Genomic DNA, 18719 nt, shown 5'->3' with positions numbered 1-18719 from the left:
CGAATAATAAGGCGTAACGTTACGCTTTGGGGGAAAGATGGATTTTTTTAGTGTGCAGAATATCCTGGTACATATACCAATAGGAGCAGGCGGTTATGATCTCTCATGGATCGAAGCGGTAGGCACGATCGCTGGGTTGCTGTGTATTGGCCTTGCCAGTATGGAGAAGATCAGCAACTACTTCTTTGGCCTGATCAACGTCACCTTGTTTGGCATTATTTTCTTTCAGATTCAGCTGTATGCCAGCCTGCTATTACAGGTGTTTTTCTTTGCCGCGAATATTTACGGTTGGTATGCGTGGTCGCGACAAACCAGTCAGAACGAGGCGGAGTTGAAAATTCGCTGGTTGCCATTGCCGAAGGCGCTCAGCTGGTTGGCGGTTTGCGTTGTTTCGATTGGTCTGATGACGGTATTTATCAATCCGGTGTTTGCATTTTTGACCCGCGTGGCAGTCATGATCATGCAAGCATTAGGATTACAGGTTGCGATGCCTGAACTACAGCCGGACGCTTTCCCGTTCTGGGATTCATGCATGATGGTGTTATCCATCGTGGCAATGATTCTGATGACGCGTAAGTATGTGGAAAACTGGCTGTTGTGGGTGATTATTAACGTGATTAGCGTCGTTATTTTTGCACTTCAGGGCGTTTACGCCATGTCTCTGGAGTACATCATCCTGACCTTTATTGCGCTTAACGGCAGCCGGATGTGGATCAACAGCGCACGCGAAAGAGGTTCACGCGCGCTGTCCCATTAATGGTGATGATGTGAATGGCCAGACACCCCTTCATTCAGGTGGCAGTCTGGCCCATGACAAGGTTGATATTCCATCTGAATAGTGGCGTGCTCAATCTGATAGTGATCCATCAGGTAGTGTTGGATCTGATCTAACAAGGCATCGTGATCGTGTGGCGGGATCACCTGCACATGCAGCGTCATCACCGGCTTCTCGCCTACCATCCATACATGTACATGGTGCACATTGCGGACTTCCGAGATTTCCCGGCACATACGACGCTTCAGTTCGGCGATATCCAGCGATACCGGTGCACCTTCAAGTAATTCATTCACGCTATCTTTCAACAGTCGCCACGCGCTACGCAGAACCAGAAGCGACACCAGTATTGAGAGAATGGGGTCAGCAGGTGTCCAGCCGGTCCAGATAATAATCAACGCGGCAATAATAGCCCCAACCGAACCCAGCAGGTCCCCGAGCACATGCAGTGCCGCTGCTCGCACGTTGAGGTTTTTCTCTTCGCTGCCGTGATGAAGTAACCAGAAAGAAAGTATATTTGCCAGCAGCCCAGCCACGGCAATTGCCATCATCATGCCGCCCTCGACCGGACGCGGAGTGCGGAAGCGTTCTATCGCCTCCCAGACAATCAAAATAGTAATCACCACCAGGGCGATGGCATTCACAAACGCCGCGAGCGTGGTCAATCTTAGCCAACCGAAAGTGTGGCGAATGGTGGGAGGACGACGGGAAAATTGCACTGCGAGTAGGGCGAAAAGCAGGGCGGCAGTATCGGTCAACATATGACCCGCATCGGCCAGCAATGCCAGAGAACCGGAAAGAAAACCACCAATGACTTCTACGAGCATAAACCCGGCAGTCACGCCGAAAGCATACAACAAGCGACGAGCATTATTATCTTCTGGCAGGTGTGAGGAAGTGTGTGAGTGTGAGTGCGCCATGACGAGTCATCCCTTAATTATTCTCACTTAACTTTATGACATCATACTGCTTTTAGAAGGGAAAAATTAAAAGGGAGAGACTCCGCTCTCCCATTATTGGCTATTTCGCAGGGTTACTGCGTGGTACCGTCGGTTTTGGTATCGACATCATTGTTGATGCCATCACCAGTTTGTACCTTTTTATTGATATCCGGACAGCGACCATCTTTGCACATGGTGTTCTTGTGCTCTTCATCTTTGGTCATGCCGTCATTGTTCATTGAAGAACCATCCGGATGCAGCATTGTGCCGCCAGAACCGGTATTTACCCCGTTATTGTCGACGTTATTTGGCGCGACATTTTCACGGGCATCAGGGGCTACCTGGCCCGCATCAGCTGCGGCGTTTGCCTGGCCGTTATTGCTTTGCGCTCCGCTATCGGCAGCCAGTGCGGCACCGCTGGCAAGGCTTAGAGTGGCAGTCAAAAATAGTGTGGCCAGTTTTGTCATTTTCATAGGATGCTCCTGTTATGGTCGTTATGTCGGATAACCTCTTCCAACAGTGCATTTGCAGGTGAATATAAGGCAATGGTTTAAGATTTCAGCCAAGCAAAGATACCCAGCAGAGAATCTTGAAATAATTAACAAACAAAGGAGTTACAGTTAGAAATTGTAGGAGAGATCTCGTTTTTCGCGACAATCTGGCGTTTTTCTTGCTAATTCCAGGATTAATCCGTTCATAGTGTAAAACCCCGTTTACACATTCTGACGGAAGATATAGATTGGAAGTATTGCATTCACTAAGATAAGTATGGCAACACTGGAACAGACATGAATTATCAGAACGACGATTTACGCATCAAAGAAATCAAAGAGTTACTTCCTCCTGTCGCATTGCTGGAAAAATTCCCCGCTACTGAAAATGCCGCGAATACGGTCGCCCATGCCCGAAAAGCGATCCATAAAATCCTGAAAGGTAATGATGATCGCCTGTTGGTGGTGATTGGTCCGTGCTCAATTCATGATCCTGTCGCGGCTAAAGAGTATGCCGCTCGCTTGCTGACGCTGCGTGAAGAGCTGCAAGATGAGCTGGAAATCGTGATGCGCGTCTATTTTGAAAAGCCGCGTACTACGGTGGGCTGGAAAGGGCTGATTAACGATCCGCATATGGATAACAGCTTCCAGATCAACGACGGTCTGCGTATTGCCCGCAAATTGCTGCTCGATATTAACGACAGCGGTCTGCCAGCGGCGGGTGAATTCCTGGATATGATCACCCCACAATATCTCGCTGACCTGATGAGCTGGGGCGCAATTGGCGCACGTACTACGGAATCGCAGGTGCACCGCGAACTGGCATCAGGGCTTTCTTGCCCGGTAGGCTTCAAAAATGGCACCGACGGTACGATTAAAGTGGCTATCGATGCCATTAATGCCGCCGGTACGCCGCACTGCTTCCTGTCCGTAACGAAATGGGGGCATTCGGCGATTGTGAATACCAGCGGTAACGGCGATTGCCATATCATTCTGCGCGGTGGTAAAGAGCCTAACTACAGCGCGAAGCACGTTGCTGAAGTGAAAGAAGGGCTGAACAAAGCAGGCCTGCCAGCACAGGTGATGATCGATTTCAGCCATGCTAACTCGTCAAAACAATTCAAAAAGCAGATGGATGTTTGTGCTGACGTTTGCCAGCAGATTGCCGGTGGCGAAAAGGCCATTATTGGCGTGATGGTGGAAAGCCATCTGGTGGAAGGCAATCAGAGCCTCGAGAGTGGGGAACCGCTGGCCTATGGCAAGAGCATCACTGATGCCTGCATCGGCTGGGAAGATACCGATGCTCTGTTACGTCAACTGGCGAATGCAGTAAAAGCGCGTCGCGGGTAAGGTTTAATTGTCGGATGCGCCGTCAGAGTGGCATATCCGATGAATCACCGTAGCCCTGATAAGACGCGCAGCGTAGCATCAGGCAATGTGCTCCATTGTTAGCAACGACAAACAAAAAAGCCGACTCACTTGCAGTCGGCTTTCTCATTTTTAAACGAATGACGTTTACTTCGCTTTACCCTGGTTCGCAACGGCTGCTGCTTTCGCCGCGATCTCGTCAGCATTACCCAGATAATAGCGTTTCAGCGGTTTGAAGTTCTCGTCAAACTCATAAACCAGCGGCACGCCGGTCGGGATATTCAGCTCAAGAATCTCTTCTTCGCTCATGTTATCAAGATATTTCACCAGCGCACGTAACGAGTTACCGTGTGCAGCGATGATTACGCGCTCACCGCTCTTCATACGCGGTAGAATAGTTTCATTCCAGTAAGGGATCACGCGGTCAATGGTCAGCGCCAGGCTTTCCGTCAGTGGCAGTTCTTTCTCGCTCAGCTTCGCGTAACGTGGATCGTGACCCGGATAACGCTCATCATCTTTAGTCAGTTCCGGCGGAGTCACTGCAAAACCACGACGCCACTGTTTCACCTGCTCGTCGCCATACTTTTCAGCAGTTTCCGCTTTGTTCAGACCCTGCAACGCACCGTAGTGACGTTCGTTCAGTTTCCAGGATTTCTCAACGGGCAGCCATGCCTGATCCAGTTCGTCCAGCACATTCCACAGGGTATGAATAGCGCGTTTCAGCACAGAGGTGTAAGCAAAGTCAAAGCTGTAACCTTCCTCTTTCAGCAGCTTACCTGCTGCTTTTGCTTCGCTTACGCCTTTCTCAGACAGATCCACGTCGTACCAACCGGTGAAACGGTTTTCTTTGTTCCACTGACTTTCGCCATGACGAACCAGAACCAGCTTAGTTACAGCCATATACTTACTCCTCAAATCATCTTTTAATGATAATAATTCTCATTATATTGCCGTGACGAAGCAACAGCAATGCTTACGCATAACCATAGCGAAAATAGTGTCGCAGTGTAAGGTTGTTGTGAATATTGAGTTGCAAATATGTCGGTGTTTGCTGGTGATTTGAACAATATGAGGATAAAGCCCTCATGACGAGGGCTTAACATTACTGAGCAATAAACTGATATTCCGTCAGGCTGGAATACTCTTCGCCAGGACGCAGGAAGCAGTCTGGTTGCGGCCATTCAGGGTGGTTCGGGCTGTCCGGCAGAAATTCGCTTTCCAGAGCCAGCCCTTGCCAGTCGGCGTAAGGTTCGGTTCCCCGCGACGGTGTGCCGCCGAGGAAGTTGCCGGAGTAGAATTGCAGAGCCGGAGCGGTGGTGTAGACCTTCAGCTGCAATTTTTCATCTGCTGACCAGACATGCGCCGCCACTTTCTTGCCATCGCCTTTGGCCTGTAACAAGAACGCGTGATCGTAACCTTTCACTTTGCGCTGATCGTCGTCGGCAAGAAACTCACTGGCGATGATTTTGGCGCTGCGGAAATCAAAAGACGTTCCGGCGACAGATTTCAGGCCGTCGTGCGGAATGCCGCCTTCATCAACCGGCAGATATTCGTCCGCCAGAATCTGCAACTTGTGATTGCGCACGTCAGACTGCTCGCCGTCAAGATTGAAATAGACGTGATTAGTCATATTCACCGGGCAAGGTTTATCAACTGTGGCGCGATAAGTAATGGAGATACGGTTATCGTCGGTCAGACGATATTGCACCGTCGCGCCGAGATTACCCGGGAAGCCCTGATCGCCATCATCTGAACTCAGGGCAAACAGCACCTGACGATCATTCTGGTTCACAATCTGCCAGCGACGTTTGTCGAACCCTTCCGGGCCGCCGTGCAGCTGGTTAACGCCCTGACTTGGTGAAAGCGTCACGGTTTCACCGTCAAAGGTATAACGGCTATTGGCGATGCGGTTGGCATAACGACCAATAGAGGCCCCCAGAAATGCGGCCTGATCCTGATAGCATTCCGGGCTGGCGCAGCCAAGCAGCGCCTCTCGGACGCTGCCATCGGAAAGCGGAATACGGGCGGAAAGTAAAGTCGAACCCCAGTCCATCAGCGTGACTACCATCCCTGCGTTGTTACGCAAAGTTAACAGTCGGTACGGCTGACCATCGGGTGCCAGTGCGGGAGTTTCGTTCAGCACTGTCCTGCTCCTTGTGATGGTTTACAAACGTAAAAAGTCTCTTTAATACCTGTTTTTGCTTCATATTGTTCAGCGACAGCTTGCTGTACGGCAGGCACCAGCTCTTCCGGGATCAGCGCGACGATACAGCCGCCAAATCCGCCGCCGGTCATGCGTACGCCACCTTTGTCGCCAATCACAGCTTTGACGATTTCTACCAGAGTGTCAATTTGCGGAACGGTGATTTCGAAATCATCGCGCATAGAGGCATGAGACTCCGCCATCAACTCGCCCATACGTTTCAGGTCGCCTTGCTCCAGCGCGCTGGCAGCTTCAACGGTGCGGGCGTTTTCAGTCAGGATATGACGCACGCGTTTCGCCACGATTGGGTCCAGTTCATGCGCAACAGCGTTGAACTCTTCAATGGTGACATCGCGCAGGGCTGGCTGCTGGAAGAAACGCGCACCGGTTTCGCACTGTTCACGACGGGTGTTGTATTCGCTGCCAACCAGGGTACGTTTGAAGTTACTGTTGATAATGACGACAGCCACACCTTTCGGCATGGAGACTGCTTTGGTACCCAGTGAACGGCAATCGATCAGCAAGGCATGATCTTTCTTGCCGAGTGCGGAAATTAGCTGATCCATGATCCCGCAGTTACAGCCAACAAACTGGTTTTCTGCTTCCTGGCCGTTAAGCGCGATTTGTGCGCCGTCCAGCGGCAGATGATAAAGCTGCTGCAATACGGTTCCGACTGCGACTTCCAGTGAGGCGGAAGAACTTAACCCGGCACCCTGCGGCACGTTGCCGCTAATCACCATGTCCACGCCGCCGAAGCTGTTGTTACGCAGTTGCAGATGTTTCACCACGCCACGAACGTAGTTAGCCCATTGATAGTTTTCATGTGCGACAATGGGCGCATCAAGGGAAAACTCGTCGAGCTGATTTTCATAATCGGCTGCCATTACGCGAACTTTACGGTCATCGCGTGGCGCACAACTGATCACGGTTTGATAATCAATCGCGCAGGGCAGAACGAAACCGTCGTTGTAGTCGGTGTGTTCACCAATCAAATTCACGCGGCCAGGCGCCTGAATGGTGTGAGTGGCAGGGTAGCCAAATGCGTTGGCAAACAGAGATTGTGTTTTTTCTTTCAGACTCATTTCTTACACTCCGGATTCGCGAAAATGGATATCGCTGACTGCGCGCAAACGCTCTGCTGCCTGTTCTGCGGTCAGGTCTCGCTGGGTCTCTGCCAGCATTTCATAACCAACCATAAATTTACGTACGGTGGCGGAGCGCAACAGAGGCGGATAAAAGTGCGCGTGCAGCTGCCAGTGTTGATTCTCTTCGCCATTAAACGGTGCGCCGTGCCAGCCCATAGAGTAGGGGAAGGAGCACTGGAAGAGGTTGTCATAACGACTGGTCAGCTTTTTCAACGCCAGCGCCAAATCGCTGCGCTGGCCGTCGGTCAAATCGGTGATCCGCAAAACGTGGGCTTTGGGCAGTAGTAGCGTTTCGAACGGCCAGGCAGCCCAGTAAGGCACTACGGCTAACCAGTGTTCGGTTTCGACAACGGTACGGCTACCGTCTGCCAGCTCGCGCTGAACATAATCCACCAGCATTGGTGATTTCTGTTCGGCAAAATATTCTTTTTGCAGGCGGTCTTCACGCTCAGCTTCGTTAGGCAGGAAGCTATTTGCCCAAATCTGTCCGTGCGGATGCGGGTTAGAGCAGCCCATCGCCGCACCTTTGTTTTCAAAGACCTGCACCCATGGGTATGTTTTCCCCAGTTCTGCGGTTTGCTCCTGCCAGGTTTTGACGATTTCCGTCAATGCCGCAACGCTCAGTTCTGGCAACGTTTTACTGTGATCCGGTGAAAAGCAGATCACCCGGCTGGTACCGCGCGCGCTCTGGCAACGCATCAGCGGATCTTTGCTTTCTGGCGCATCTGGCGTGTCAGACATCAAGGCCGCAAAGTCATTAGTGAAAACGTAAGTCCCGGTGTAATCGGGGTTTTTATCGCCTGTCACCCGCACATTACCTGCGCAGAGGAAGCAATCTGGATCATGCGCAGGTAACACCTGTTTGGCTGGCGTTTCCTGCGCCCCCTGCCAGGGGCGCTTAGCGCGGTGCGGTGAAACCAGAATCCATTGCCCGGTGAGCGGGTTGTAGCGGCGATGTGGATGATCAACGGGATTAAATTGCGTCATGGTCGTTCCTTAATCGGGATATCCCTGTGGATGGCGTGACTGCCAGTGCCAGGTGTCCTGCGCCATTTCATCGAGTGTGCGCGTCACGCGCCAGTTCAGTTCACGGTCGGCTTTGCTGGCGTCCGCCCAGTAGGCCGGAAGGTCGCCCTCGCGACGCGGTGCAAAATGATAGTTAACCGGTTTGCCGCAGGCTTTGCTGAAGGCATTAACCACGTCCAGCACGCTGCTGCCTACGCCAGCGCCGAGGTTGTAGATGTGTACGCCTGGCTTGTTCGCCAGTTTCTCCATCGCCACGACGTGACCGTCCGCCAGATCCATTACGTGGATGTAATCGCGCACGCCAGTACCGTCTTCGGTCGGATAATCGTTACCAAAAATCGCCAGCGAGTCGCGACGGCCTACAGCAACCTGGGCGATGTATGGCATCAGATTATTCGGAATGCCTTGCGGATCTTCGCCCATATCGCCCGACGGATGCGCGCCAACCGGGTTGAAGTAGCGCAGCAGGGCAATGCTCCAGTCCGGCTGGGCTTTTTGCAGATCGGTGAGGATCTGTTCCACCATTAGCTTGCTTTTGCCGTAAGGGCTTTGCGGTGTGCCGGTCGGGAAGCTTTCAACGTATGGAATTTTGGGCTGATCGCCATAGACGGTGGCGGAGGAGCTAAAAATAAAGTTTTTGACGTTCGCGGCGCGCATGGCGCTAATCAGGCGCAGGGTGCCGTTGACATTGTTGTCGTAATATTCCAGCGGTTTTTGTACCGATTCGCCAACGGCTTTCAGCCCGGCGAAGTGGATCACGGTGTCGATAGCGTGATCGTGCAGGATCTCGGTCATCAACGCTTCGTTACGAATATCGCCTTCAACAAACGTTGGATGTTTGCCGCCTAAACGCTCGATAACGGGCAGTACGCTGCGCTTACTGTTACAGAGGTTATCAAGAATGATGACATCATGACCGTTTTGCAGTAATTGCACACAGGTATGACTTCCAATGTAACCGCTACCACCGGTAACCAGAACTCTCATAATTCGCTCCATTAGGCTTATGGTATGAAATAACCATAGCATAACAAAGATGCGAAAAGTGTGACATGGAATAAATTAGTGGAATCGTTTACACAAGAATTTAGCCGTTTTTTATGCGCGATTAAGTGATTATAAAACAGAGGGTTTATGAATGATTGCGCTTTTTATCTGAAAAAAAAGACGCGGTTTCATGCCTGGATGCGTCGAACCGTTGGCCGGAGAGGGCGCTTAGGCCGCCTCCGGCACGGTCAGCACTACCGACTCAATTTATTTTTGTCAGCACATAGCGATAGAGTCCGCCGTCTGGCACGAACTCAAGACGATGGGTAATACAGGCAGGCGCATCTTCAGCGTGGTGCGAAACAAACAACAATTGCGTTTCACCTTCGCTAATCAGCACATCAACAAAACGGCGGATAAGCTGGCGATTGAGCGGATCAAGCCCCTGTAGTGGTTCATCGAGAATAAGCAACGTCGGATGTTTCACCAGTGCACGGACGATCAGCGCCAGGCGTTGTTGCCCCCAGGAAAGACTATGGAACGGAGCGTCAGCCGTGCGTTTATCAATGCCGAGAATATCCAGCCACTGCTGCACCAGTTTTTGCTGGCGATCCGAAACGGCCTGATAAATGCCAATCGAATCAAAATAGCCAGAAAGGATCACATTACGCACGGTAGTGCTGACCCGGTAATCCAGATGCAAACTACTGCTGACGTAACCGATATGCTTTTTGATATCCCAGATGGTTTCGCCGCTGCCGCGACGTCGTCCGAAAAGCGTCAAATCGTTGCTGTAACCTTGCGGATGATCGCCAGTAATCAGGCTTAATAACGTCGATTTTCCCGCGCCATTTGGCCCGACAATTTGCCAGTGCTCGCCTGGATTCACCTGCCAGCTAAGGTTATTAAGAATGGGGCGATCGTTATAAGAAACCACGCCGTTGTTCAGCACAATGCGCGGTTCGTTGGCGGGTAAGGCGTGACGTGCTGAAGGTTCATCCGGCTCCGGCAGTTGTACACCTTCAAGCTGTTCACTATGCGCCAGTTGCGCGACGAGTGCTTGTTGGAGCAGTTCCTCTTTAGCGCTAGTTTCCGCTAACGTGCAATCCGCCAGCACGCCAGCAAACTGGACAAACTCCGGGATCTCATCGAAGCGATTGAGCACCAGTACCAGAGTAATACCGGACTGATGTAACGAGGCGAGTCGCTCAGCCAGCTGCTGACGTGAGGCAACATCCAGGCCATCGAACGGCTCATCAAGAATCAACAAGTCAGGCTCCGACATCAGCGCCTGACACAGCAGGGTTTTTCGTGTCTCGCCAGTGGAAAGGTATTTAAAGCGTCGGTCGAGGAGGGCGGTAATACCGAACTGCTGCGCCAGTTGCATGCAACGCGGAGTATCCTTTACTTCATCCTGAATGATCTCAGCCGTGGTACGCCCGGTGTCATCTTCGCCAGGACTAAGCATATCGGTGTTATTCCGCTGCCATTCGTCGCTGACGAGCTTTTGCAATTGCTCGAAGGAGAGACGAGTGATGTGGGAAAACTGGCTTTGCCGTTCACCTTTCAAAAGCGGAAGTTCCCCCGCCAGCGCGCGGGCCAGGGCCGATTTCCCGCTTCCATTCGAACCGACAAACGCCCAACTATCACCCGCGTTTAACGTTAGCTGAGGCAATTGCAGCGTTTTTGTGTCGCTAAGACGAAACGTGCCTTGCAAAATTTGCAACGATGACATTTTATATCCCATTTTGTGCAGCGATTACTGACAGGGATACGTGTTTCATAACAAATTGTCAACACGCTTAGCATAGCGTGGCGATAATCACGCTGTCGGCATTAAAGTAGGCCGTGACATTCTGTCCTTGCTGAAGAGAAGTCGCTTCATTTACCGGCACTGTGGCGCACAGTGTTTGCCCGTCGGGTAGCGCCATTAATACTTCGCACTGCTCTGCGCCGCGCTCAATATGACTAATAATACCCGGTAATTGGTTGTCGGCGTTTTGTGCGACCGCTTCGTCCTGAGTAATGCCTACCCACGGCGCTTTTAGCAATATCAACACTTCTTTGCCTTCATCCAGCCCCAGACGTGCGCCGCTTTGTGCGGTAATTGCGACTTTCAGGCGTGTTTTTCCATCAGCCAGTAAGACATCAACATGCTGTTGAACGTCATCATGATCGCGGGCGGTGATGGTACCGAACCACTGGTTACGGGCGCTGGTTTGCAGTGAAAAACGTGAGATCGCGGCCAGCAGGCTGTTCAGCGGCAGGGCGTCATCGTCACTTAACACATCAAAGGCTTTTTGCTGGATTTGCGCCAGTAAGTCATAGAGCTGAATCAGTCGCTGACCATAGCGGGTCAGTACTGCGCCGCCTCCACCTTTACCGCCTGTTGCGCGCTCAACCAGAATATGCTCACTTAACTGATTCATCTCGTTAATGGCATCCCAGGCGCTTTTATAGCTGATACCGGCATCTTTCGCTCCCTGGCTAATGGAACCGGAAAGCGCAATGTGTTTTAGTAGCGAAATGCGGCGCGGGTCGGCGAATAATTTTTGTTGGAGCTTAAGGGTGAGAAGGATTTCGGCCTGCATAACAATGTCCTGGCAAAAGTCTTATTGTGACGGAAAACGAACGCCACGCAAAGCTGACCGCACAAAAGGGGAGTGCTTTTCTGTGCTTAGCGGTTAGAATAGTCTCATGACTATATCTGGAGTTGACCATGTTAGAGTTATTAAAAAGTCTGGTATTCGCCGTAATCATGGTACCTGTCGTGATGGCCATCATCCTGGGTCTGATTTACGGTCTTGGTGAAGTATTCAACATCTTTTCTGGTGTTGGTAAAAAAGACCAGCCCGGACAAAATCATTGATTCCCTGAATGCCCGCTTAGTCGGGCATTTTCTTTTTCTCAACTTCCTGCTTTTCCTGCCGATATTTTTTCTCATCTACCTCACAAAGGTTAGCAATAACTGCTGGGAAAATTCCGAACTTGCCGTTATATTGACGCCTACATAACGTTACATTAAGGGGTTACCAATGGCTCGTAAATGGTTGAACTTGTTTGCCGGGGCGGCACTCTCTTTCGCTGTTGCTGGCAATGCACTGGCAGATGAAGGGAAAATCACGGTGTTCGCCGCCGCATCACTGACTAACGCAATGCAGGACATTGCTACGCAGTATAAAAAAGAGAAAGGCGTGGATGTGGTTTCTTCTTTCGCTTCGTCATCTACTCTCGCCCGTCAGATTGAAGCGGGAGCCCCTGCGGATCTGTTTATTTCTGCCGATCAGAAATGGATGGATTATGCGGTTGATAAAAAAGCGATCGATACAGCTACGCGTCAGACACTGCTCGGCAATAGCCTGGTCGTTGTAGCACCGAAAGCCAGTGAGCAGAAAGATTTCACCATCGACAGCAAAACCAACTGGACTTCACTGCTGAATGGCGGTCGCCTGGCGGTTGGCGATCCGGAACATGTCCCTGCTGGCATTTATGCAAAAGAAGCACTGCAAAAACTGGGCGCATGGGATACGCTCTCCCCGAAACTGGCTCCGGCGGAAGATGTTCGTGGCGCGCTGGCGTTGGTCGAACGCAATGAAGCGCCGCTGGGTATTGTTTACGGTTCTGACGCAGTTGCCAGCAAAGGGGTAAAAGTGGTTGCCACCTTCCCGGAAGATTCACATAAAAAAGTGGAATATCCGGTTGCTGTTGTGGAAGGGCATAATAATGCGACAGTGATAGCATTTTATGATTATCTGAAGGGGCCGCAGGCTGCGGAAATCTTTAAACGTTACGGATTTACAACCAAGTAATGATACTGACCGATCCAGAATGGCAGGCAGTTTTATTAAGCCTGAAAGTTTCTTCCCTGGCTGTGCTGTTTAGCCTGCCGTTTGGGATCTTTTTTGCCTGGTTACTGGTACGTTGCACGTTTCCGGGCAAAGCTCTGCTCGATAGCGTACTGCATCTACCGCTGGTGTTACCGCCCGTGGTCGTCGGTTACTTATTATTAGTTTCGATGGGACGGCGCGGATTTATCGGTGAACGTCTGTATGACTGGTTTGGTCTTTCTTTCGCGTTTAGCTGGCGCGGCGCGGTTCTCGCTGCCGCCGTCATGTCGTTTCCGCTGATGGTGCGGGCAATTCGTCTGGCGCTGGAAGGGGTTGATGTCAAACTGGAACAGGCCGCAAGAACACTGGGTGCCGGGCGCTGGCGCGTTTTCTTTACTATCACGTTACCGCTGACCTTACCGGGCATTATTGTTGGTACGGTACTGGCTTTTGCTCGTTCTCTCGGTGAGTTTGGTGCAACCATCACCTTTGTGTCGAACATTCCTGGTGAAACGCGAACCATTCCTTCTGCCATGTATACCCTGATCCAGACTCCCGGCGGGGAAAGTGGCGCGGCGAGACTGTGCATTATTTCTATTGCACTGGCGATGATCTCCCTGTTGATTTCAGAATGGCTGGCCAGAATCAGCCGTGAACGGGCGGGGCGCTAATCATGCTGGAACTGAATTTTTCCCAGACGTTGGGCAACCATTGCCTGACCATTAATGAAACGCTGCCCGCCAATGGCATCACTGCTATCTTTGGCGTCTCCGGTGCCGGAAAAACTTCGCTGATTAACGCCATCAGTGGACTGACGCGCCCGCAAAAAGGGCGGATTGTCCTCAATGGGCGGGTACTAAATGATGCCGAAAAAGGTATCTGCCTGACGCCAGAAAAGCGTCGCGTTGGCTATGTTTTTCAGGATGCACGGCTGTTCCCGCATTACAAAGTGCGTGGCAATCTGCGCTACGGCATGTCGAAAAGTATGGTCGATCAGTTCGATAAGCTGGTGGCGCTTTTAGGCATTGAACCGTTGCTTGACCGTTTACCAGGCAGCCTGTCCGGAGGCGAAAAACAGCGCGTGGCGATTGGTCGGGCTTTGCTGACAGCACCGGAATTGCTGTTGCTGGATGAACCGCTGGCGTCACTGGATATTCCGCGTAAACGCGAACTGTTGCCTTATCTGCAACGGCTGACACGGGAAATCAACATTCCGATGTTGTATGTCAGCCATTCGCTGGATGAGATCCTCCATCTGGCAGACAGAGTGATGGTACTGGAAAACGGTCAGGTGAAAGCCTTTGGCGCGCTGGAGGAAGTGTGGGGCAGTAGCGTGATGAATCCGTGGCTGCCGAAAGAGCAACAAAGTAGCATTCTGAAAGTGACGGTGCTTGAGCATCATCCGCATTACGCGATGACCGCGCTGGCGCTGGGCGATCAGCATTTGTGGGTCAATAAGCTGGACGAACCGCTGCAAGCTGCGCTACGTATCCGCATTCAGGCTTCCGATGTTTCTCTGGTTTTACAACCGCCGCAGCAAACCAGCATTCGTAACGTATTGCGGGCAAAAGTTGTTAATAGTTATGACGACAACGGCCAGGTGGAAGTGGAGCTGGAAGTCGGCGGTAAAACGCTGTGGGCGCGTATCAGCCCGTGGGCCAGGGATGAACTGGCGATCAAACCAGGCCTGTGGCTGTACGCGCAAATTAAAAGTGTGTCGATAACCGCCTGATTAAATCAGGTGGCTATAAATGAACCGGGCAATGCTGTCGGTGGTGTTATCACCAATCACAATGTTGGCGCGCGCTTTTACCGCATCATCGGCGTTGCCCATCGCCACGCCTGTACCAGCGGCTTCCAGCATACTGATATCATTAAAGTTATCGCCGAATGCCACGACGTTTTCCATCGACCAACCTTGTGCCTCAACCCATTTCGCCAAACGTTTACCTTTGCTGTTGCCGCCGCGTGCAATATCAACCTGATCGTGCCAGGACCATTCACACTCAAGTCCCAGTTCATGTTCGACATGCTTACCAAAATGCTGCAATTGCGGCAGGTCATCGTGCGTCAGGGCGAACTTCCATACGGCGTTAACTTGTTGCGCCGTTTCAGCCAGAGAAGCGACTTGTGTGAAAGTCGGACGCTGTTCCGGCGGCAGGGTTTGCGCCCAGTTAGACGTGCGAATGACATGCCCGGTCGGGTGCTCATAGACCATTGCATCATCGACATACATCAGACCGTGAATGTGGTGTTCATTCAGCATCTCAATGAGTTGCAGGGCTTTATTAACGGGCATTGGGTCCGCTTCCAGCACTGTTTTTGCATGATAATCATACAAATAGGTGCCATTACAGCAAATAGCAGGTGTATCCAGCGCCAGCGCCTGATAAAAAGGATGAATAGCGACGTGATGGCGACCTGTGACGATGATTAATTGATAGCCTGCTTCGCGAGCGCGGGCCAGGGCTTCTATCGATGATGGAAGCAAGGTCTTTTTCGGGGTCAATAAGGTGCCGTCTAAGTCGAGAGCAATCACGCGTGTGGTCATGGCGTATTCCAGATTAAGGTTAAGAATTTTCTTCTGCGCGAATGGTACACCGATACCACTATCGGACAAAATTCTGCGTTTTAATTCAGCATTCACCGCCAAAAGCGACTAATTTTAGCTGTTACAGTCAGTTGCTAAATGCAAAGGAGCATTCATGAAGCAAACAGTTTATATCGCCAGCCCTGAGAGCCAGCAAATTCACGTCTGGAACCTGAATCATGAAGGCGCACTGACGCTGACACAGGTTGTCGATGTGCCGGGGCAGGTGCAGCCGATGGTGGTCAGCCCGGACAAACGTTATCTCTATGTTGGTGTGCGCCCTGAGTTTCGCGTCCTGGCGTATCGTATCGCCCCGGACGATGGCGCGCTGACCTTTGCTGCAGAGTCTGCGCTACCGGGTAGCCCGACGCATATTTCCACCGATCACCAGGGGCAGTTTGTCTTTGTCGGTTCTTACAATGCGGGTAACGTGAGCGTAACGCGTCTGGAAGATGGCCTGCCAGTGGGCGTCGTCGATGTGGTCGAGGGGCTGGATGGTTGCCATTCCGCCAATATCTCACCGGACAACCGTACGCTGTGGGTTCCGGCATTAAAGCAGGATCGCATTTGTCTGTTTACGGTCAGCGATGATGGTCATCTGGTGGCACAGGACCCTGCGGAAGTGACTACCGTTGAAGGGGCCGGCCCGCGTCATATGGTATTCCATCCAAACGAACAATATGCGTATTGCGTCAATGAGTTAAACAGCTCAGTGGATGTCTGGGAACTGAAAGATCCGCACGGCAATATCGAATGTGTCCAGACGCTGGATATGATGCCGGAAAACTTCTCCGACACCCGTTGGGCGGCTGATATTCATATCACCCCGGATGGTCGTCATTTATACGCCTGCGACCGTACCGCCAGCCTGATTACCGTTTTCAGCGTTTCGGAAGATGGCAGCGTGTTGAGTAAAGAAGGCTTCCAGCCAACGGAAACCCAGCCGCGCGGCTTCAATGTTGATCACAGCGGCAAGTATCTGATTGCCGCCGGGCAAAAATCTCACCACATCTCGGTATACGAAATTGTTGGCGAGCAGGGGCTACTGCATGAAAAAGGCCGCTATGCGGTCGGGCAGGGACCAATGTGGGTGGTGGTTAACGCACACTAACCGCTGATTTACCCGGCGCAGTCTCTCCTGCGCCGGTGTATTAACCTATCTCCTGTAACGCATGTCTCTGGCGTTCGACGATATTGGTCCACAAATTGTCTTTATCGTCAGTCCACAAATTAATCAGCAAGGCAAAAAAGCGTTCAGCTGCCGGAGAAAGCACGGCATCTTTGCGGCGAATAATCCCCAATGTCCGACGTATAACGGGTTCCACCAGTGGGATACCAATAATCGAAGAATAGGGCGCATGGGGCATTGCCAGACCAGGAAGCGCCGAAATCCCCAGTCCTGCCTCCACCAGTCCTAATGACGTCGAAAGATGACGCACTTCGTAAAACCAGTCCAGCTTCCAGGGCTTGTCGGCTAGCTGTTGTTCTATCAACAGTCGGTTGCCGCTGGAGGAGCGTACGCCAATCATTTTGTAACCCACTAACTCCTGCCATTCTACAAGCTGCTTTTTGACCAATGGATGGTCACGCCGACAGGCCAGCACGAACGGCTCGTTGACCAGTGGGGTAAAATCGATGGATGAATTTGTGACGTTGTTCATGTTTATGCCAAAGTCTGATTCGTTACACAGCACCGATTCCATGCAATTATTCGTGCCTTGTTCCAGAATCCGCACTTTAATATTGGGATACAGCTCATTAAATTTACCGATTGCCAGCGGTAAAAAATAAAATACTGCGGTCGGAATACACGCTAATGTCACCATACCACGATGATAAGCATTCATATCACGAATATTAAAAAGCGTTTCATCGAATTTCTTTATTAATTCCCGCGCCTCCGGGAGCAATCTTTTTCCTACTTTTGTTAACGTAACCTTGCGAGTTGTACGCTCAAATAGTTGGATATGTAAATCTTCCTCCATCTTTTTTATTCTTCGCGTTAATGCAGGTTGCGTAATATTGAGTAATTTAGCGGCATTGTTAAATGAACTGGACTCTGCCAGTATGACAAATGCCTTCATACTTGATAATTCATGCTTCATTATTACTCCGGAAAATGGAAGCGTCGATTTTGGGTGGCTGACCGTTAAAAATTTTAACTGCATTTAACCAACTTAAATTAATGAAAAAATGTTATTAATCGTTGAGCTAAAGTCATTAGAGATGCTTTGCCCTTAATGTAACCATATCGCAATAAGTTATGTTTTTAAATTGAGGGCATTATTATGAAAAAAATACCCTGCGTGATGATGCGAGGTGGAACCTCGAGGGGCGCGTTCCTGTTAGCGGAACATCTACCCGAAGATCAAACGCAGCGCGATAAAATATTGATGGCAATTATGGGTTCCGGTAACGATCTGGAAATTGACGGTATTGGCGGCGGTAATCCGCTGACCAGTAAAGTCGCCATTATTAGCCGCTCCAGCGATCCGCGTGCAGATGTCGATTATCTGTTTGCTCAAGTTATCGTCCATGAGCAACGTGTCGATACCACGCCTAACTGCGGCAATATGCTGTCTGGCGTTGGGGCATTCGCCATTGAAAATGGTTTGATTGCAGCGACTTCGCCAGTTACCCGCGTACGTATCCGCAACGTCAATACGGGTACGTTCACCGAAGCTGATGTGCAAACGCCAAATGGTGTTGTCGAGTACGAGGGCAGCGCCAGAATTGACGGCGTACCGGGTACTGCCGCACCGGTTGCGCTCACTTTCCTGAATGCCGCCGGAACCAAAACCGGAAAAGTCTTCCCGACGGATAATCAGATTGATTATTTTGACGATGTCCCGGTGACCTGTATCGATATGGCGATGCCAGTTGTCATTATTCCTGCTGAATATCTGGGAAAAACAGGCTATGAATTACCGACGGAGTTGGATGCCGACAAAGCATTATTAGCTCGCATTGAATCTATCCGTCTACAAGCGGGTAAAGCAATGGGCTTAGGCGATGTCAGTAATATGGTTATCCCTAAACCTGTACTTATTTCTCCAGCGCAGAAAGGCGGGGCAATTAATGTGCGTTATTTTATGCCGCATTCTTGCCATCGCGCTTTGGCGATAACCGGTGCTATTGCTATTTCCAGTAGTTGTGCATTGGAAGGCACCGTCACCCGACAAATCGTCCCTTCTGTAGGATACGGCAATATCAATATTGAACACCCCAGTGGTGCGCTCGACGTTCATTTAAGTAATGAAGGTCAGGATGCCACGACGTTACGCGCATCTGTTATTCGGACGACCAGAAAAATATTTTCCGGTGAAGTTTATCTTCCCTGAAAAAATTCGTTGTCAGGATAAGGAC

19 protein-coding genes are annotated in these 18719 nt (G+C 51.0%); 8 read left to right on the top strand and 11 right to left on the bottom strand.

Translation table 11 applies throughout. The annotated features are described in order from the left end of the window. The first annotated feature begins 37 nt into the window (after positions 1 to 37). The gene (gene pnuC / locus ACJHYD_RS13935) at positions 38 to 757 is read left to right on the top strand and encodes a nicotinamide riboside transporter PnuC (protein WP_001550829.1); all 720 of its coding nucleotides are present in this window, start codon (positions 38 to 40) and stop codon (positions 755 to 757) included. Here pnuC and zitB read toward each other — a convergent pair. Together zitB and ACJHYD_RS13925 are read right to left on the bottom strand one after the other, a co-directional pair. Beyond that, positions 754 to 1695, bottom strand: a complete 942-nt coding sequence (zitB, locus tag ACJHYD_RS13930; RefSeq protein WP_001550830.1) for a CDF family zinc transporter ZitB — start codon at positions 1693 to 1695, stop codon at positions 754 to 756. The two genes, pnuC and zitB, sit on opposite strands and share 4 nt — an antisense overlap. Positions 1696 to 1808: 113 nt before the next feature. After that, on the bottom strand, positions 1809 to 2189 hold the full coding sequence (locus ACJHYD_RS13925; protein WP_000784342.1) for a YbgS-like family protein: 381 nt from the start codon (positions 2187 to 2189) through the stop codon (positions 1809 to 1811). Between the two features lie 315 nt (positions 2190 to 2504). On the opposite strand from ACJHYD_RS13925, the gene aroG reads away from it, so the two are divergent. Next, positions 2505 to 3557 (top strand): 3-deoxy-7-phosphoheptulonate synthase AroG, encoded by a 1053-nt coding sequence (aroG, locus tag ACJHYD_RS13920; RefSeq protein ID WP_001550831.1) that lies wholly within the window; start codon positions 2505 to 2507, stop codon positions 3555 to 3557. A gap of 165 nt (positions 3558 to 3722) precedes the next feature. Here the strand turns inward: aroG and gpmA are convergent, their stop codons facing one another. The 7 genes from gpmA to modE all read right to left on the bottom strand — a co-directional run bounded on the left by gpmA (position 3723) and on the right by modE (position 11527). After that, on the bottom strand, positions 3723 to 4475 hold the full coding sequence (gene gpmA / locus ACJHYD_RS13915) for a 2,3-diphosphoglycerate-dependent phosphoglycerate mutase (RefSeq protein ID WP_001295305.1): 753 nt from the start codon (positions 4473 to 4475) through the stop codon (positions 3723 to 3725). Between the two features lie 202 nt (positions 4476 to 4677). Continuing rightward, positions 4678 to 5718, bottom strand: a complete 1041-nt coding sequence (gene galM, locus ACJHYD_RS13910; RefSeq protein ID WP_001550832.1) for a galactose-1-epimerase — start codon at positions 5716 to 5718, stop codon at positions 4678 to 4680. Beyond that, a complete protein-coding gene (gene galK, locus ACJHYD_RS13905; protein WP_000053415.1) occupies positions 5712 to 6860 on the bottom strand; it encodes a galactokinase in 1149 nt (382 codons plus the stop codon). Before galK ends, galM begins: the two co-directional genes overlap by 7 nt. A gap of 3 nt (positions 6861 to 6863) precedes the next feature. Beyond that, the gene (gene galT, locus ACJHYD_RS13900; RefSeq protein WP_001522630.1) at positions 6864 to 7910 is read right to left on the bottom strand and encodes a galactose-1-phosphate uridylyltransferase; all 1047 of its coding nucleotides are present in this window, start codon (positions 7908 to 7910) and stop codon (positions 6864 to 6866) included. 9 nt (positions 7911 to 7919) lie between these two features. Continuing rightward, positions 7920 to 8936, bottom strand: a complete 1017-nt coding sequence (gene galE / locus ACJHYD_RS13895; RefSeq protein ID WP_001265443.1) for a UDP-glucose 4-epimerase GalE — start codon at positions 8934 to 8936, stop codon at positions 7920 to 7922. A 262-nt stretch (positions 8937 to 9198) separates the two neighbouring features. Further along, the gene (gene modF / locus ACJHYD_RS13890; RefSeq protein WP_001550833.1) at positions 9199 to 10671 is read right to left on the bottom strand and encodes a molybdate ABC transporter ATP-binding protein ModF; all 1473 of its coding nucleotides are present in this window, start codon (positions 10669 to 10671) and stop codon (positions 9199 to 9201) included. A gap of 67 nt (positions 10672 to 10738) precedes the next feature. Then, positions 10739 to 11527, bottom strand: coding sequence for a molybdenum-dependent transcriptional regulator (modE, locus tag ACJHYD_RS13885; protein ID WP_001147439.1), 789 nt, complete (start codon positions 11525 to 11527; stop codon positions 10739 to 10741). A 128-nt stretch (positions 11528 to 11655) separates the two neighbouring features. Here modE and acrZ point away from each other — a divergent pair, with 128 nt between their 5' ends. From acrZ to modC, 4 genes are all read left to right on the top strand, one after another. After that, a complete protein-coding gene (acrZ, locus tag ACJHYD_RS13880; protein WP_000891515.1) occupies positions 11656 to 11805 on the top strand; it encodes a multidrug efflux pump accessory protein AcrZ in 150 nt (49 codons plus the stop codon). A 166-nt stretch (positions 11806 to 11971) separates the two neighbouring features. After that, positions 11972 to 12745 (top strand): molybdate ABC transporter substrate-binding protein, encoded by a 774-nt coding sequence (gene modA, locus ACJHYD_RS13875; protein ID WP_001550835.1) that lies wholly within the window; start codon positions 11972 to 11974, stop codon positions 12743 to 12745. Continuing rightward, positions 12745 to 13434 (top strand): molybdate ABC transporter permease subunit, encoded by a 690-nt coding sequence (gene modB, locus ACJHYD_RS13870; protein WP_000604039.1) that lies wholly within the window; start codon positions 12745 to 12747, stop codon positions 13432 to 13434. Before modA ends, modB begins: the two co-directional genes overlap by 1 nt. 2 nt (positions 13435 to 13436) lie before the next feature. Then, on the top strand, positions 13437 to 14495 hold the full coding sequence (modC, locus tag ACJHYD_RS13865; RefSeq protein ID WP_000891692.1) for a molybdenum ABC transporter ATP-binding protein ModC: 1059 nt from the start codon (positions 13437 to 13439) through the stop codon (positions 14493 to 14495). On the opposite strand, the gene ybhA is transcribed toward modC, so the two are convergent. Next, positions 14496 to 15314, bottom strand: coding sequence for a bifunctional pyridoxal phosphate/fructose-1,6-bisphosphate phosphatase (gene ybhA / locus ACJHYD_RS13860; protein ID WP_001550836.1), 819 nt, complete (start codon positions 15312 to 15314; stop codon positions 14496 to 14498). 154 nt (positions 15315 to 15468) lie between these two features. On the opposite strand from ybhA, the gene pgl reads away from it, so the two are divergent. Beyond that, on the top strand, positions 15469 to 16464 hold the full coding sequence (gene pgl / locus ACJHYD_RS13855; protein ID WP_000815435.1) for a 6-phosphogluconolactonase: 996 nt from the start codon (positions 15469 to 15471) through the stop codon (positions 16462 to 16464). A 40-nt stretch (positions 16465 to 16504) separates the two neighbouring features. On the opposite strand, the gene ACJHYD_RS13850 is transcribed toward pgl, so the two are convergent. Continuing rightward, positions 16505 to 17458, bottom strand: coding sequence for a LysR family transcriptional regulator (locus tag ACJHYD_RS13850; protein ID WP_001550837.1), 954 nt, complete (start codon positions 17456 to 17458; stop codon positions 16505 to 16507). A 183-nt stretch (positions 17459 to 17641) separates the two neighbouring features. Between ACJHYD_RS13850 and ACJHYD_RS13845 the strand changes: the two genes are divergently transcribed. Then, positions 17642 to 18694 (top strand): 4-oxalomesaconate tautomerase, encoded by a 1053-nt coding sequence (locus ACJHYD_RS13845; RefSeq protein ID WP_001550838.1) that lies wholly within the window; start codon positions 17642 to 17644, stop codon positions 18692 to 18694. Positions 18695 to 18719: the final 25 nt, after the last annotated feature.

Source organism: Escherichia sp. WS1368 (genome assembly GCF_046487485.1).
GTDB classification, from domain to species: Bacteria; Pseudomonadota; Gammaproteobacteria; order Enterobacterales; family Enterobacteriaceae; genus Escherichia; species Escherichia coli.
Note: the sequence above shows the minus strand (reverse complement) of the source record. Positions and strands in the feature narration are given on the sequence as shown.